The organism is Paenarthrobacter sp. TAF1, assembly GCF_052113825.1.
Lineage (GTDB): Bacteria > Actinomycetota > Actinomycetes > Actinomycetales > Micrococcaceae > Arthrobacter > Arthrobacter nicotinovorans.
Map to the genome: position 1 here is coordinate 1 of NZ_JBFRDO010000013.1, position 14,256 is coordinate 14,256.

The 14,256-nt window shown below is 64.0% G+C and carries 14 protein-coding genes and 1 pseudogene; 6 read left to right on the forward strand and 9 right to left on the reverse strand.

The genetic code is table 11. The features are described from left to right. The 3 genes and pseudogenes from AB4Y81_RS15675 to AB4Y81_RS15685 form a co-directional block, all read right to left on the reverse strand. Positions 1 to 662: pseudogene (locus tag AB4Y81_RS15675) on the reverse strand (HNH endonuclease signature motif containing protein); the annotation flags it as partial. 365 nt (positions 663 to 1,027) lie between these two features. Next, positions 1,028 to 1,888 (reverse strand): class II glutamine amidotransferase, encoded by an 861-nt coding sequence (locus tag AB4Y81_RS15680; RefSeq protein ID WP_441996229.1) that lies wholly within the window; start codon positions 1,886 to 1,888, stop codon positions 1,028 to 1,030. A gap of 22 nt (positions 1,889 to 1,910) precedes the next feature. Next, the gene (locus AB4Y81_RS15685; protein WP_441996230.1) at positions 1,911 to 3,311 is read right to left on the reverse strand and encodes a glutamate decarboxylase; all 1,401 of its coding nucleotides are present in this window, start codon (positions 3,309 to 3,311) and stop codon (positions 1,911 to 1,913) included. A gap of 187 nt (positions 3,312 to 3,498) precedes the next feature. On the opposite strand from AB4Y81_RS15685, the gene AB4Y81_RS15690 reads away from it, so the two are divergent. Further along, a complete protein-coding gene (locus tag AB4Y81_RS15690; protein WP_026267446.1) occupies positions 3,499 to 3,693 on the forward strand; it encodes a hypothetical protein in 195 nt (64 codons plus the stop codon). Here AB4Y81_RS15690 and AB4Y81_RS15695 read toward each other — a convergent pair. After that, entirely contained in the window at positions 3,662 to 5,509 is a 1,848-nt protein-coding gene (locus tag AB4Y81_RS15695) for a glycoside hydrolase family 15 protein (protein ID WP_441996231.1), read from the reverse strand. The two genes, AB4Y81_RS15690 and AB4Y81_RS15695, sit on opposite strands and share 32 nt — an antisense overlap. Positions 5,510 to 5,644: 135 nt before the next feature. Here AB4Y81_RS15695 and AB4Y81_RS15700 point away from each other — a divergent pair, with 135 nt between their 5' ends. The 3 genes from AB4Y81_RS15700 (at position 5,645) to AB4Y81_RS15710 (ending at position 7,275) form a co-directional block, all read left to right on the forward strand. Then, on the forward strand, positions 5,645 to 6,541 hold the full coding sequence (locus AB4Y81_RS15700; RefSeq protein WP_275776861.1) for an SDR family oxidoreductase: 897 nt from the start codon (positions 5,645 to 5,647) through the stop codon (positions 6,539 to 6,541). A gap of 107 nt (positions 6,542 to 6,648) precedes the next feature. Next, on the forward strand, positions 6,649 to 6,879 hold the full coding sequence (locus AB4Y81_RS15705; protein WP_018779783.1) for a DUF6458 family protein: 231 nt from the start codon (positions 6,649 to 6,651) through the stop codon (positions 6,877 to 6,879). Between the two features lie 111 nt (positions 6,880 to 6,990). After that, positions 6,991 to 7,275 carry a hypothetical protein gene (locus AB4Y81_RS15710; protein WP_441996232.1) on the forward strand — a complete coding sequence of 95 codons (285 nt, stop codon included), beginning with the start codon at positions 6,991 to 6,993 and terminating at the stop codon, positions 7,273 to 7,275. 340 nt (positions 7,276 to 7,615) lie between these two features. On the opposite strand, the gene AB4Y81_RS15715 is transcribed toward AB4Y81_RS15710, so the two are convergent. After that, entirely contained in the window at positions 7,616 to 8,209 is a 594-nt protein-coding gene (locus AB4Y81_RS15715; RefSeq protein ID WP_441996233.1) for a histidine phosphatase family protein, read from the reverse strand. Positions 8,210 to 8,517: 308 nt separating this feature from the next. Between AB4Y81_RS15715 and AB4Y81_RS15720 the strand changes: the two genes are divergently transcribed. Then, complete coding sequence (locus AB4Y81_RS15720) at positions 8,518 to 9,963, forward strand: protein kinase domain-containing protein (protein ID WP_441996234.1); 1,446 nt, start codon at positions 8,518 to 8,520, stop codon at positions 9,961 to 9,963. An 8-nt stretch (positions 9,964 to 9,971) separates the two neighbouring features. Here the strand turns inward: AB4Y81_RS15720 and AB4Y81_RS15725 are convergent, their stop codons facing one another. Continuing rightward, positions 9,972 to 11,201: a GAF domain-containing sensor histidine kinase gene (locus AB4Y81_RS15725; protein WP_039243357.1), complete on the reverse strand. Its 1,230-nt coding sequence runs from the start codon at positions 11,199 to 11,201 to the stop codon at positions 9,972 to 9,974. Positions 11,202 to 11,278: 77 nt separating this feature from the next. On the opposite strand from AB4Y81_RS15725, the gene AB4Y81_RS15730 reads away from it, so the two are divergent. Continuing rightward, positions 11,279 to 12,691 carry an MFS transporter gene (locus AB4Y81_RS15730; protein ID WP_441996235.1) on the forward strand — a complete coding sequence of 471 codons (1,413 nt, stop codon included), beginning with the start codon at positions 11,279 to 11,281 and terminating at the stop codon, positions 12,689 to 12,691. Positions 12,692 to 12,698: 7 nt separating this feature from the next. Here the strand turns inward: AB4Y81_RS15730 and AB4Y81_RS15735 are convergent, their stop codons facing one another. The 3 genes from AB4Y81_RS15735 to AB4Y81_RS15745 are packed head-to-tail and all read right to left on the reverse strand — an operon-like array spanning position 12,699 to position 14,223. Beyond that, the gene (locus AB4Y81_RS15735) at positions 12,699 to 13,028 is read right to left on the reverse strand and encodes a hypothetical protein (RefSeq protein WP_018779789.1); all 330 of its coding nucleotides are present in this window, start codon (positions 13,026 to 13,028) and stop codon (positions 12,699 to 12,701) included. Beyond that, the gene (locus AB4Y81_RS15740) at positions 13,025 to 13,630 is read right to left on the reverse strand and encodes an Asp23/Gls24 family envelope stress response protein (RefSeq protein WP_441996236.1); all 606 of its coding nucleotides are present in this window, start codon (positions 13,628 to 13,630) and stop codon (positions 13,025 to 13,027) included. Before AB4Y81_RS15740 ends, AB4Y81_RS15735 begins: the two co-directional genes overlap by 4 nt. Next, positions 13,627 to 14,223 (reverse strand): RNA polymerase sigma factor, encoded by a 597-nt coding sequence (locus AB4Y81_RS15745; RefSeq protein WP_018779791.1) that lies wholly within the window; start codon positions 14,221 to 14,223, stop codon positions 13,627 to 13,629. Before AB4Y81_RS15745 ends, AB4Y81_RS15740 begins: the two co-directional genes overlap by 4 nt. Positions 14,224 to 14,256: the final 33 nt, after the last annotated feature.

Below are 14,256 nucleotides of genomic sequence, written 5' to 3' on the forward strand. Positions count from 1 at the left end.
TGTTCCATGCCGGTGAGGGTGTCCGGGTCGGTGAAGTGTTGGGCTTTGTCCAGGGCGGTGCTGATGATCGTCGCGGACCGGGACGGGACCTGTCCGGTGTGGAGGGCCTCGGCGAGTCTTTGACGACGGGCCGGGATTTCCTGGCCGGTTATTCCGGCCCCGGGCAGGACCTCGTTCGCGAGGGCGAGCCGGCGCCGTGCTTCGCCGATCCCGATCCGCAACCGGGCCCGGAGGAACTCTGCCGCGTTCCGGTACCCATCATCCAAAACACTGCCACCACCACCAGCAGCAGCCGGGACGGAGTCACCGCCGACGCCACCTTCTGACTCACCGGCGGGCTCGGTCCACCCCGTACGCCACTCCTGCGCACTCGACGCGGGGGTCTGTCCGGGCTGCTGTGCCGGCACCGCACGCTGCGCCTCGGTCCGGGTCCGCTCCACAGCCTGCGCCGCAACGACCTGCACGTACTCCAGCTGCCGAGACAGATCCTCTACCCGGCCCGCAAAATCAGCAGCCTCCCCAAAGCCAAACAACCGGGCATCGGCAGCGACCGAACTACCCAGCTCGACCAACGCCTCGGAAGCATCGTCAAGATAAGAACCGAGCGCCGTCTGTGCCAGGAGAAGGGCGTCCTTACCGTCGTCCAGGGAGGGCCGTGGCAAGTCGCCGGAAGGGCATTGGGCAACGGACGATGGCACCCTGCCACGAAGCAGGCCTGGTGAGGGAGTTCCTTCATGGTCTGAACGCGCTCCATCATGACCGGGAGACGCTGTCCCAGGTCCCATGAGCTGCCCAATCCCATCCATGGATCAAGCCTGTCAGACCCTCAAGAACGCCAGAAGCCCTCCACTACCATATGTGGAAAACACTCCGCACAACGCACTGCAGGCAGGCCCCTCAGTGCCAATCCGTTTACTAACGCGCAGCAGGCGCCCAAGCCCAGCGGCTCCTAGGTGACCAGCCCCACGACGGCGGCAGCTCGCCGTCGTCGTCTGCTCGCCAAAAGTGCGGACTAAGGCAGCCGGGGTCACCGTGCCTGCGACGCTGCCGCGGCCGGTTCGAGGTCGGCGAGGCTAAGCGGGTAGGTCGGGGCATCGGGGAAGGCGATAGTGGATGTCACCGTCAGGTCCGGTCCGACGTGAACCAGCTCGCCCGACGCCATGGGCCGCCAGCCGGGGTTTTGGTCCATTGGCTCGGTGGCGAGGAGGACGTGCGGGGACCGGGAGAGCTCGGAGCTGTGGGAGCGGATCCGTGCGCTTTGGACGTCGAGGGGGCTGGGTTTGGTGGCCGGGCGGCGTTCAAGCATGTAGAGATCGTGCGTCGCCGGGTACCTGAGTGCCCACATATCCGTGGCCGTTGTCAGGATGAAATTGAGGCTGAATACGGGCAGTTCCTTGGCTACCCAGGCAACGGCGGCCACTATGCCCGCCTGGATGTCCACGTCGGCGGCCCTGGTCTCGGCGGTAATGAGCGCGAAAAGACGCTCGCTGTCCGACTGGCCCAGCACCAGATCCATGGCCTCGAGCTCAACAAGGCGACGATCAAGTTTTTCCAGGCCCCGCAGCACCCCGTTATGGGCAAAGAGCCGGCCGTCCTGCTCGAATGGGTGCGTGTTGACCATGGTGAGGGCGCCGGTGCTGGCGTACCGCACGTGAGCCAGGAACGTGGTGCTTTTCAGGTCACGGGCTTCACGGGCGAAGGCGTGGTCCTCCCACGCTGCCATCGGCTGTTTGAAAACGTGTGCCTTACCGGCCGCGTCGAAGGTTCCGATTCCTGCGCCATCGGGTTCCCGCCGGCTTTGGGCCGAGAGGCTGTCCGGTGCATTCAAGAGCCAAAACGTTGCCCGCACTGCTTGGGCGCCTGCATGCAGCCCGAAAAGACGGCACATGGGAATCCTCTCCTTCGCATGTTTAGTGGTGGAAGCCCTCAGGCTGTTTGTCCATGGGCATGGGTGACGTGAGGCTGTCCAGGTACTCCACTGCCTTGGTGAGGTCGGCCAGAAAACTGGAAGCGAGATCACGGGTGAATCCGTTCCGCACCACGATTCTCTGGACTGTTACCTCACTCAGGCCATCAGGCAAGGGATAGGCGGGCACCAGCCAGCCGTTCATGCGGAGGCGTTCGGACAAGTGCTTGAGGTTCCATTTGTCCGTGTAGCCCTCCGTGAGCTGCCAGGCGAAAACGGGGATATCCGAGCCGTCGCTCCAAAGGGTGAATGCGTCCATGGCACCAATCTCGCTGGAGAGGTACAGGGCTACATCCCGGGAAGTGGCCTGGACGGACCTGTACCCTGCAAAACCGAGCCGGAGGAACAGGTAGTACTGCAGGAGGACCTGTGCCCCGGGCCGGGAGAAGTTCAGCGCGAACGTGGGCATGTCGCCGCCCAGGTAACTGACGTGGAAGATCAGGTCTTCGGGGAGCGCATCCGCGTCCCGCCACACCACCCAACCCAGGCCCGGGTAGACCAGTCCGTATTTGTGTCCGGAGGTGTTGATCGAGGCGACCCGGGGGAGCCTGAAATCCCACACAGTTTCGGGCTGGAGGAAAGGTGCCACCATCGCACCCGACGCGCCGTCAACGTGGATTGGGATGTCCAGGCCGCGGCTTGCCTGGATCGCATCCAGCGCATCGGAGATCAGCTGGACGGGTTCGTAACGGCCTGTGTAAGTGACACCGAGGATGGCGACGACCCCGATGGTGTTTTCGTCCACGTACTTGTCCAGGTCGTGGCCGTCCAGCATGGGATGTTCGGCAGAGACCGGCACAAAGCGGGGTTCAACTTCCCAGTAGTTGCAGAACTTCTCCCAGCACACCTGGACTGCTGAACTCAGGACGAGGTTGGGTTTGTCGGTTGGCTCGCCGGCCTTGCGGCGTGCGTGTTGCCAGCGCCGTTTCAAGGCCAGTCCGCCCAGCATGCAGGCTTCGGAGGATCCGATGGTGGACGTGCCAATGCTTTTCCCGGGATCCGGTGAGTTCCACAGATCGGCGAGTATCCGCCAGCACCGGGTTTCGATGAGTGCGGTTTGGGGGTACTCGTCCTTGTCGATCATGTTCTTGTCGAACGTCTCGGCGTACAGGGTGGACGCTTCGGTCTCCATCCACGTCCCGACGAACGTTGCGAGGTTCAAACGGGAATTGCCGTCCAGCATCGCCTCGTCGTGGACAACCTGGTACGCGGTGGCGGGGAGGGATTCACCGTCCGGAAGGGTGAACCGGGGAAAGATGGTGGATTCTCCGGGCCTGCTGAACAGGGGATTGAGTTCGACGGCGGTGTCCGGTTCGTGGTGGGACGTGCGGTGGGATCTGCTCACGGGGCAACTCCTTGGATTCGTTCGCTCGCGGTGGGGCAACTCGTCTGCGGCTCACGCTACCCGTGGCCGGCCACGCACCCAAGTATTGGACATGCTCGACGGCGGGAGGTCGCCGTCGGACGTCAGGACCGTTCCGGTCTGGAAACTGCCGCTATCGCAAAAGCCACGACGATGGGACGATCTTCCTATGGGCGAACAAGAGAAATACCAGCCCGCCGAGCCGGCCGGCATTGCGTCAGAGGATGCGGGAGCTCCAACAACCCAACAGATGCGGACCGTCGGGCAACGCAGGCGCGAAGCCGAGCGCAAGCTTGACCTGCATCTGGAAGAGGCGCGCCACAAGGGTGAGGCTACTGAAGACGGGGATCATTCCGAAGGGTAGAGCCACTGGAACTCCCGGCGCCGCCAAACGGGGTGTCGCTCTTGCGGGCCTCCCCGTGGTGCAGTTGCAATGCACTGTGAATCAGCGGGAAGTGGCTGAACGCCTGGGGAGTGTTGCCCAGTTGCCGTTTGGTGCGGGGATCCCATTCTTCGCTCAGCAGGCCGACGTCGTTGCGCAGGCTGAGCAGCCGCTCGAAGAGTTCTGTGGCTTCGTCGGTGCGCCCGATGCCAAGCAACGCGTCCACCAGCCAGAACGAACAGGCCAGGAAGACCCCTTCGTCGCCAGGTAATCCGTCGTGTCCGGACTGGGTCCGGTACCGAAGAACCAGTCCGTCCTCCGTAAGGCCCTTCCGGACGGCGTCCACGGTCCCGGCCACGCGCGGATGCCGGTGCGGCAGGAACCCCACGCGGGGGACCAGCAGCAGGCTCGCATCCAGTTCCTTGCTCCCGTAGGACTGTACGAAGCTGTTGAGGTCCTCGTCGAAGCCCTTGGTCATGACGTCATTGTGGATTTCGCTGCGTAGCGCCGCCCAGCGGTCATGCGGGCCGGGCAGTCCGGAGGTCCGCACGGCTTTGACCATGCGGTCGGCCGCTACCCACGCCATGACTTTTGAATGGGTGAAGTCCCGGCGGGGTCCGCGCATTTCCCACAGCCCGTTGTCCGGCTGGTTCCAGGCCCCTTCGAGGTATTCCATCAACGCCACCTGGATGTCCCAGGAATTGTCGACGGTGTCCTTGAAAGCGGCCCGGGTCAGTGAAAGTCCGTCCAGGACTTCGCCCCACACATCCAGTTGAAGCTGCGGAGCTGCCGCGTTCCCGGTTCGGACAGGCGCCGAACCTTCATACCCGGACAGCCACGGAATATCGGCCTCCGGAAGCCTGCGCGCGCCGTCGAGTCCGTACACGATCTGAAGTTGCGAGGGGTCGCCGGCGATGGCCCGCAGCAGCCAGTCCCGCCAGGCGGAGGCCTCTTCCGTGTAGCCCGCGGCGAGCAGAGATTGCAGCGTCAGGGTGGCGTCGCGCAGCCAGCAGTACCGGTAGTCCCAGTTCCGCGGGCCGCCTATCTGTTCGGGCAGGGACGTCGTGGCGGCGGCCACGATGCCACCGGTGGGGGCGTAGGTGAGCGCTTTGAGGGTGATGAGGGACCTCTCGACCGGCTCCTTGTACCTCCCAGCTATCTGGCTGCGGCCGATCCACTCGAGCCAGTACGATTCCGTGGCGTCAAGCGCCCGCAGGGGATCGATGCGCCGGGGTTCGCGCTCATGGCTGGGTGCCCACCGCAGAACGAACGGGACCCGGTCGCCGGCACGGACGGTGAAGTCGCTGTAGGTCCGGTTTTCCCGTCCCATGAGCGGGGCGTGGGTGGTGAGGTAGGCGGAATCCGGCCCGGCAACGGCGCTGATGCCGTGTTTGCTGCGACGCACCCAGGGCACGACGCTGCCGTAGTCGAAGCGGAGGACGAGTTCCATATGCATGTCCACCTCGCCGGACAAGCCTTCGACGATCCGCACTAGGTCCACGGCGTCGTCGCGGACGGGCATGAAGTCGATGACCTTCACCGAACCGCCGTCGACTTCCCAAACAGTCTCCAGGACGAGGGTGTCTTCCCGGTACGCGCGGCGGGTGCTGTTGCCGCCGTCGGGAGTGCCGGCAGGTGCCAGGAGCCAGCGCCCGGCTTCGGGCGTGTGCAGAAGCGCCGCAAAGCAGGCGGGCGAGTCGAACCTCGGCAGGCACATCCAGTCAATGGACCCGTTCCGTCCCACCAGGGCGGCAGTGTTCAGGTCCCCGATGATTGCGTAGTCCTCGATCCTGGCCATGGAACCGATCCTAGTCTGCGTCGCCGGCCTCCTTGGTTGAGGCTCGACGGCGGCAGTCGTCGCCGGGTTTGGGTCTGGTCTCGCTTTCGAGTGCGTGCTACGACTGTCGTAGGAACAAAACCCTGAGGAGAAGTTGTGGCCGAAGACCTGCCCGTCCTTGTTGTTGGCGCCACGGGTTTCCTGGGCGGCCAAGTGGTTGATGAGCTGTTGCGCCGCGGCAGGAAAGTCCGTGCGCTGGTTCGCCCGGGCTCCAAAGCCGCCAAGCTGGAGGCCAAAGGGGTTGAGGTCGTCCGCGGCGACATGCTGGATACCGCCTCGCTGATCGCGGCCATGACGGGCGTTTCCGCAGCAATTTCGACGGCGGCCGGCTATACCCGGAATGACAGGAATGCCAAGGTGATCGACAGCTACGGCAACAGCAACCTGGCCGTCGCTGCCAAGTACGCCTCCGTGCCGCGCTTCGTGTTGATCAGCATTCTCACCTGCGACGAAACACCCCAGATCCCGCATTTCTGGAACAAGAAACTGGCGGAGGATAAGTTCGAGGAACTCGGCGTACCGTTTGTCGCGCTGCGTCCCGGCGCGTTCTTCGACCAGGCTGTGGGAATGGGCGGGGATCCTTTCGCGAAGGGGCGTTTCGTGTGGCTCGGTTCCAAGGACGCGCGGCTGACGTTCGTTTTGGCAAGCGATCTCGCCGCTTACCTGGCAGCTGCCGTTGACGCTGACATTGTGGACGGCGAGCGCATCGATATCGGGTGGACGCGGCCGCTTAGCATGCAGGAGGCGGCCGGAATCGCAGGTCGTCGGGCGGGGAGGGAGATCAAGGTGCGGTCTGTTCCGGCCGGGGCCATCAACGGGCTCGGCAAGGCCACCGCCAAGGTCCTTCCACTGGTGGCGGACATGGCCAGCATGGTGGCGTGGTTCGAGACCGGGAAGTATGTTGCGGACACTACCCGCCAGGAGCAGGTCTTCGGTCCTGTGCCGACCCCTGAGGACGCCATCGGCCGGGTGGCTGCGCGGTATGGCCACTAGCAGCCGTGTCTTTTGATGGCTGGCGGGCACGGTAAATCATAAGTATCCTGATGACACGGATCCGGCCACGCCCTGTACATGCGCCGGACATACATGAGGAGCACGTTATGAGAATCGGTTCTTCCATTGCCCTGATTGCCATCGGAGCTATTCTGGCTTTCGCGCTCGCCCCCGGAATCATCCCTTTCCTGGACCAGGTCCTGGTCGGTTACATCCTGATAGTGGTGGGAGTCATCGGCCTCATCATTTCGATCGCCATGTCCAACAGGACCCGCCGCACGGTCGTTGAGCGCCGCGGCGATCCCCACACCGTCGTCGAACGGCGCCCCGAGATCTAGCAGCCACAGCCAACGAAAGAAGCGCACGACGGCGGCCTCCGCCGTCGTGCGCTTTCTGCGTCCGGTGCGGGGTTGGTCCGGCCCTGCCGCCCAGCGGCGTAGGCTGCTGCCATGGAGCAGACATTCGACATCGAATTGGTGAATCAGAACGAGTACCTGGTGCGTTGGGCTTCGGAAGGGCAATCCGGGGAATCCCTGATCCACACCAATCCCGCGTTCCTGGCCGAGGTGGGGCTCGAAGGCATTGATGAGCAGCGGATCGTGGAAGAAACCACCAGCTACCTCGCCGAACGCCAGCCGGTCATCGACTTCCCGCAAACGGTGGACCTGGAAGAAATTGCGGCGGCGTACACGGACTTCACCGAACAATTGAAGTCGCGGCTTCAGGCCAAATAGGACTTCCGCGTCACGATCCTGCCTTTTCCGCTACTTAACCTGCGTCCGGTCAGTCGGCATCCAAGGGAGTAGCGGCCATCAATACCTTCACGCCCGAATCGATCGCTGCATGGGCATCATCCCTCGATTCCAGGACCACGCTTTGCTTCGACATCGCCGGGATTCATCGGGGCAAGGTGACGTTTTATGCTGGGCCAGGGTCAGCCGGGAACCAGGCAATCGCAGTCTTCGATCTTCCCGGAGCCGGAACGTTCCTTGCCCGCCACCTTGGTGGGGCAATGGAAGGCTGGGTAGCCGGCCTGCTTGAGGAAGCCAGGAGACTTGCTCCGGAAAGGCCTGTTCAGGCCTGAACGTCTGCCGCGATGCGCTCGCCGTTGAAGTACTCAAGCTGCCAGCCGACAACAGGGTGATGGTGGGCGAGGTTCAACACAGCGTTCTGGACACTGTCCAGGGTGCGGCCAATCGCGCGGCTCAACGTCAGCCGGATAAGCGTGCCGTGGGCAACCACCAGAACGCGCTTGCCTGCGAACTCCTGGGCCAGGGACTCCAGCGCAGCAATGCCGCGCGCGGCAGCGTCGTCGTCACTTTCGCCACCGCGGAAACCGCCGGGGATGCGCAAGGCCTCCAGTTCCGGTCCGGCCTGCAAACCTTCCGCCGGCCCAAAGCTGCGCTCAGTGAGGTCCGGCACCAGCCGGGCCACGGAGAGTCCCAGTCCGTCGGCGATGATTTCCGCCGTTTCTGCCGCCCGGCTCAGCGGCGAGGACACTACCGTGTCCCATTGCTGGCCGGACAGGAAGGCGACGGCGTCGCGCGCCTGGCCGCGCCCGACGTCGTTCAAGGGGACGTCAGTGGCTCCCTGCAACCGGCGCTCCGCGTTCCAGTCGGTCTGGCCATGGCGGACGAGGGCGAAAGTTGTGAGGGTCATGCTTCCCATTGTGCCCTGCCGGCCAAAGGGGCGCAGTTCCCTGCGTCACGTACGGAAACGCCCGACGGCGGGTTGACGTATCGCCCTGATGAGACCCTTCATGACGCGTCCCATTGTCCTTACCGTGATTTAATCAGTATCCTGATGACTTATCTGGTGAAACCGGATGATGCTGTTTGAGCTGAGTTGCTCAGGCCGCGAGGGCTGAAGCAACCGGCCAAGCGGCTACGTGAAATGTGATTGACGGCATTACTTGGTACCGGCGGGCAGAGATTGGGTCCGTGCCGCGCCAGGTGGTCCCAAAGGACGTGACAACCGTGGGCTACAACGAAATAACCGTGGGCGCTGGCGCCCCCGATTCCGTGAACGGCACGGAAACAAGCGGCGCACTCGGCGGCCGTTACCAACTTGGACCCCTCCTGGGCCGCGGCGCGATGTCCACTGTCCATCAGGCGACTGACCTGGTCCTCGGCCGTGAGGTTGCTGTAAAGATCTTCCTTCCCGGCTCCGGCGACGAATCGTTCCGCACCCGCCAGGAAACCGAAATGCGCCTCCTCGCTGCCTTCGACCATCCCGGACTGGTGGCAGCCTTTGACGCGGGCGTCGATACGCGCAACGACGAAGAACGTGCCTACCTGGTCATGGAACTCGCCCAAGGGCGGGACCTGCGTGCCCTCCTGGCCGACGGGCCGCTCACTGTTCCCGAAACCGCGCGGATCGGGATCCGGATCGCCGGAGCCTTGTCCCAGGTCCACGAACACGGCGTCATCCACCGTGACATCAAGCCGGCCAACATCCTGGTTTCCGACGACGACGGGCTGGCTCAGTCGGTGAAGCTGGCGGACTTTGGGGTCGCCCTGGTGATGAACGATAACCGCCTCACCGCGACCGGATTCACTGTTGGCACGGCGCAGTACCTCAGCCCGGAGCAGGCGCAGGGCCTGCACCTGACGCCAAAAAGCGACATCTACTCGCTGGGCCTGGTGCTCCTGGAATGCCTGACAGGTCATGCGGAGTATCCGGGTACACCGGTGGAGACAGCCTCGGCGCGTCTTCATAGAGCCCCGCAGATTCCGCTGGAACTGCCTGCTCCGCTGCGCTCCCTCCTGGAGGCGATGACGGACATGGACCCGGAAAAACGACCCGCGGCCCAGGACGTGGAGCAAGCGCTGTCGGAGGAGGGTGTCCAATCAGGGCGCAGGACTGCGATCCTTCCGCCTGTCCCGCAGCGGACTCCGCTTCAGGCGCCGACGGCGTTGACGCCCAATGCGGGTGGTCCTGCCACCCGACCGGCGGCTATCCGGCCGCGGAACAGGAAGCCGGCGACGGTTGCCGGAATCCGTGACTTCAGCAAACGGYGGCCCAAGACCGCACGGGGTGTGGCAGCTGCAGCAGTGGCCGTTCCCCTCGCCCTGCTGGTGCTTTCCCAGGGGCTCTCCTCGGCCGGCAATACAGCCGACCCGTCCCAGCCTTCCGGTAACGGTGTGTCGCAGGCCGATCCGCAACCTTCCTCGCCGATCCTTCCGGTGCCGGCAGCTCCTTCGCCCTCCAAGGAAGTGCCGGCCGATGTAGTCAACGTGCCAGTGACATCGGTGCCGGAGCAAGCCCCGGAACCGGTGGTGCAGGGCATTCCCGTTCAGGACCTCCCCGTCCAGGCCCCCTCAGGCCAGTCTCCGGCAGATATGAACGGCGCGGACATTGCCAAGACCAAGAGCGATGGCAAGAGCGACAAGAAGCCTGGGAAAGACAAGGCCGCAAAGTAGCCCGGCTTCTACGTCCCGGCCGGAAAGCTCACCGCAATAGTGGTGCCGCCGCCCGGCGTTTCGGCGATGCTGAGGTCGCCGCCGTGGGCTTTCGCGATGCTGCTGCAGGTGGCCAGGCCCAGCCCGGAGCCCGGACCGTCGCCTTCCCGGCGCAGCCGCACCAAGGGTTCCAGAGCTTTGTCGCGGTCCTCGGGTTTGATGCCCTTGCCGTTGTCCGCGACGTAGACGGTTGCGCCATGGTAATTGGAAACACCGCTGATGCTGACCCTGGGATCCCGCTCGGGGCTGCGGTAGTTCATGGCGTTGGACAGCAGGTTCTGCAGGAGTGTCCGCAGCTGCCCACGGTCCGCGTGCACAGTGATGTCCTGGACGTCAACGATTCCGTCGTTCTCTATTCCAAGATCCCTCACCACCTCTTGGGTGACCTCGAGCAGCGAGACGCGGGCAGGCTGGATGCCGCCACCGACGCGTGAGTAGCTGAGGACGTCTTCCAGCATCCCCAGCATCCGCCGCCCGCTGGCGCCAATGCGGTCCAGGTACCGTGCAGCGGGGCTGTTGGGCTCAATGTCGGGGTCGTCCTCCACCAGTTCGACGTATCCGAGGATGGTGGTCAGGGGGATGCGCAGGTCATGGCTTACCCGTCCGGCGAATCCTGCGAGCTTGGCGTTGCTTGCCCTGAGCTCGGAATAGGTGCGGTCCAGCTGGGCGGTACGGTGCTGAAGTTCCAGGAGCTCAACCACCTGCTTGGCCAGGACCTCCAACATCCCGAGCTGTTCCTGGCTCAGTTCCTTGGTCTCGTCCGAGAAAACACACAAGGTTCCCGGCACGAAGCCCGATTCGGTTTGCAGCGGCACCGACGCGTAGAAGCGGACGTTGCCTATTTCTCCCGTGACAAAAGGGTTGTCGGCAAAGCGTGGATCCCGGGAAGCGTCTGCCACCACCGTCCGCTCCCGGGAGAGGAAGACCTTGGCGCACATCGAGTCCTCCCGGGAACAGACACCGGGCTCCACGCCCCAGGCCCCGATTTGGTGCTGGTATTTGGCGCTGATGATATTGACTACCCCAAACGGGGCACCGCAAAGCTCAGTGGCGAGCCGTACAAGGTTTTGCAGGGCGCTCATGACTGCGGCATTAGGGAGGAGGACGGAATCCACTGCCGGATCAAGGCCGTATTCCTGGAGTTCCATGTCCCGGCCGAAGTCCGTAGTGAAAGCCAGCCGTCCCTGAATTTCCGTCATTGAAACAACCCCCAGCAGTCTTTTGAATTCCCTGCCGATACTACCGGGAGGTTGGCCCCGGTGGTTTACTGGGACGCATGACCGAGCAGGAACCGGCCGCCGCCGGGTCTACTGGCAATGTCAATCCTCCGGAACGCACGCCCGCGGAGAGAACACGGACCTTCACGGGGATCCTCGTCAACACTGCCCTGGCCAACATCACCACCAGCTACCTGTGGTTTGCGCTGACGTTCTGGGTGTACCTGGAGACCCGCAATGTGATTGCCACGGGCGTGATCGGCGGGGCCTACATGCTGCTCATTGCGCTGTCCAGCATTAGCTTCGGCACCTTCGTGGACCGCTACAGGAAGCTCGCGGTGATGCGCTTCGCCGCCGGATTTACGCTGGTGATGTTCGTGCTGTCCGGGGTGATGTTCCTGCTGACGCCGGAACAGGCGCTGTTGGACCTGTCCCAACCGTGGTTTTGGATCTTCACCTTGATTATCCTTGTCGGCGCGGTGGTGGAGAACATGCGCAACATCGCCCTGTCCACCACGGTCACCATCCTGATCGAACCGGACAAGCGTGCCAACGCCAACGGACTGGTGGGGATGGTCCAGGGGTTGATGTTCATCGTCACCTCGGTCCTTTCAGGACTGTCAGTGGGACTCCTGGGAATGGGCTGGACCGTGGTGGTGGCCTTGGTGCTCACAGCCCTGGCCTTCGCGCATCTGCTGATGTTGCGCCTGCCGGAGGAGGTCCGGGCAGCAGCATCCGACGCCCACGGCGGGTTCGATCTTCGCGGCTCCTGGGCGGCCGTCATGGCCATCTCCGGGTTGTTCGCCCTGATTGTTTTCTCCACCTTCAACAATTTCATCGGCGGGGTCTACATGGCATTGATGGACCCTTACGGCCTGGAGATGTTCCCCGTGGAGATCTGGGGCACGGTGTTCGCGGTCGGCGCCACCGGCTTCATCCTGGGCGGGGCGCTGATCGGAAAGTTCGGGCTCGGCTCCAACCCTTTGCGGACCCTCCTCATCGCAGTGGCGGTGATGGGGCTCGTCGGAGCTGTCTTCACCATCCGCGAATGGGCTTGGCTCTACATTGCCGGGATTTGGCTCTACATGGCACTGGTTCCGGTGGTGGAAGCAGCTGAGCAGACGGTCATTCAGAAAGTTGTGCCCCTGTCACGGCAAGGAAGGGTCTTTGGTTTCGCCATGGCCTTCGAATCCGCAGCGGCCCCCATCACTGCGTTCCTGATCGCGCCGATTGCCCAGTTCTGGATCATCCCCTACGCCCGCTCCGCGGAAGGTGCCGCGCAGTTGGCGCCGCTTCTGGGGGAAGGAACCTCCCGGGGCATTGCCTTGGTGTTCCTGGCGGCGGGCCTGATCATGATCGTCGTTGCCCTGCTTGCTTTCCTGGCCCCGGTCTACCGCAGGGTCACTGCCTCCTACGCGCAGGCAGCCGAGAAGGAACAGAGCGAGGCCGCGGACAGCCCGTCCTCCCGTTGAGCCGCGGTCAGGCGTCGATTTTGGCCACCAAAACCTCGACGACGGCGGGTACGTTTCCCAGGTGCCTGCGGATCGCCGCGGCTACTTCGCGCGCCACTTGCGGGGCCGGCAGGAGGCTTCCGACGCCGATCCGGGCCTTGACGGCCACCACGCCGTCCTCCCCGGCCAGGCTTATCAACGGCAACTGTTCGCCGGTTACTGCCGCCACTGCTGCGCCGGCAATCGACTGCCACAATGGCTGGGCCGGATATACCGCTGAGACTCCCTCCACTGCCTGGACGATGCCGAGCAGTTCGTCGGCCAGGGCGGGAGACTTGGCTTCCACATGCTCCGTCATGGCTGGTCCTCCTTGTTCGGGGTCATGGCTGGCGCGGGGAGCTCCAGCACATCGGTGACAGTGATGTTGATGGCTTGGATGTTCAATTCGGTCTGGACCTCCAGTACCTTCGCGAGTTCGTTGCGCAGTGCAGCCGCGCGCTCTTCCATGGCGAGTCCGTAGACCACTGCGATCTCCACCTCCACAGTGATGCCGGCTCCCGGCACGGTAATGTCGCCGAGCAACCTGCATTTACCCGCGGCCGTTCCCGGGAAGGAATCGGCCACCGAACGGATCAGGGCCGACACGGAGCCCTCGGTTTCCCAAAGGGTGTCCTGCGGGTCCGCCGCGCGCAACGGGATGCTCCGTCCGGGCCGCAGCTCCAGGCGCAGGTTGTCCAGGATGGTCTGCATCCAGTCGTCACTGCCCGAACCGGCGTCGGCTACGTCAGCTGTCAGCAATTCGTTTCCGAGTTCCGAGAGCCGGCGCAGGGAGGCCAGTCCGGCCTGGCACTCAGGGCATGAGTCCAAGTGCGCCGGATCCGCAATCTCGCCCGTGTCCAAATAGGCACTCAGTTCCGCGAGACTGTGTCCGCATTCCAAGGCATCGCCGGGGGTTTTCATCGCCACTCCTCCATTGTGCGTGCAAGGGCAATCCGTGCCCGGGCCAGGCGGCCGCGGACGCTGGCGGGGCTGATATTCAAGGTCAGCGCAATCTCCTCATAGCTCAGGTCATTGAATTCCTTGAGTACCCAACAGCGCCGCTGCTCCTCGGGCAGCCGGGCGAGCGCCGACTTCAACGCATCCACCCGGGAGGCATTGACGGCGGTGCTTTCCGGGTCCGGGGTCCGTTGGCCGGACGGGGCATCGACGTGGTTTTCGAGATCGTCCAGGGCCAGGTGGTTGCGCCGTTTTCGCAGGTGGTCGATGCTGCGCGTGCCCACAATGCGGAGCAGCCAGCTCTTCACAGCTGCAGGATCACGGAGTTGGTCCAGCTGTTTCCAGGCCTGCATCAGGCTTTCCTGGACGACGTCGTCCGCGTCAGCCAAGGTGCCCGTGAGTCGTCGTGCAGTGGCCCGCATCAATGGACCATGGCGCCGGGCGAGTGCTTCGAAAGCTGCAGTATCACCATCTGCTGCCCTGCCTGCGAGCAACGCGTCCGGCACGAGGTCCAGCTGCTGCTGTGCGGTGGGCGAAACCGCAGGTGAACCAGTCACGTTTCTGCCTTTCAAGTGGTGTGAGTCCGGCTG

Coding starts and splice junctions, on each gene's coding strand:
- AB4Y81_RS15715 (WP_441996233.1), bottom strand. CDS start 8,209: ATGGGAAGCATGACCCTCACAACTTTCGCCCTCGTCCGCCATGGCCAG.
- AB4Y81_RS15695 (WP_441996231.1), bottom strand. CDS start 5,509: ATGGCCAGGATCGAGGACTACGCAATCATCGGGGACCTGAACACTGCC.
- AB4Y81_RS15710 (WP_441996232.1), top strand. CDS start 6,991: ATGGAGCAGACATTCGACATCGAATTGGTGAATCAGAACGAGTACCTG.
- AB4Y81_RS15690 (WP_026267446.1), top strand. CDS start 3,499: ATGGGCGAACAAGAGAAATACCAGCCCGCCGAGCCGGCCGGCATTGCG.
- AB4Y81_RS15740 (WP_441996236.1), bottom strand. CDS start 13,630: ATGAAAACCCCCGGCGATGCCTTGGAATGCGGACACAGTCTCGCGGAA.
- AB4Y81_RS15730 (WP_441996235.1), top strand. CDS start 11,279: ATGACCGAGCAGGAACCGGCCGCCGCCGGGTCTACTGGCAATGTCAAT.
- AB4Y81_RS15705 (WP_018779783.1), top strand. CDS start 6,649: ATGAGAATCGGTTCTTCCATTGCCCTGATTGCCATCGGAGCTATTCTG.
- AB4Y81_RS15735 (WP_018779789.1), bottom strand. CDS start 13,028: ATGACGGAGCATGTGGAAGCCAAGTCTCCCGCCCTGGCCGACGAACTG.
- AB4Y81_RS15725 (WP_039243357.1), bottom strand. CDS start 11,201: ATGACGGAAATTCAGGGACGGCTGGCTTTCACTACGGACTTCGGCCGG.
- AB4Y81_RS15680 (WP_441996229.1), bottom strand. CDS start 1,888: ATGTGCCGTCTTTTCGGGCTGCATGCAGGCGCCCAAGCAGTGCGGGCA.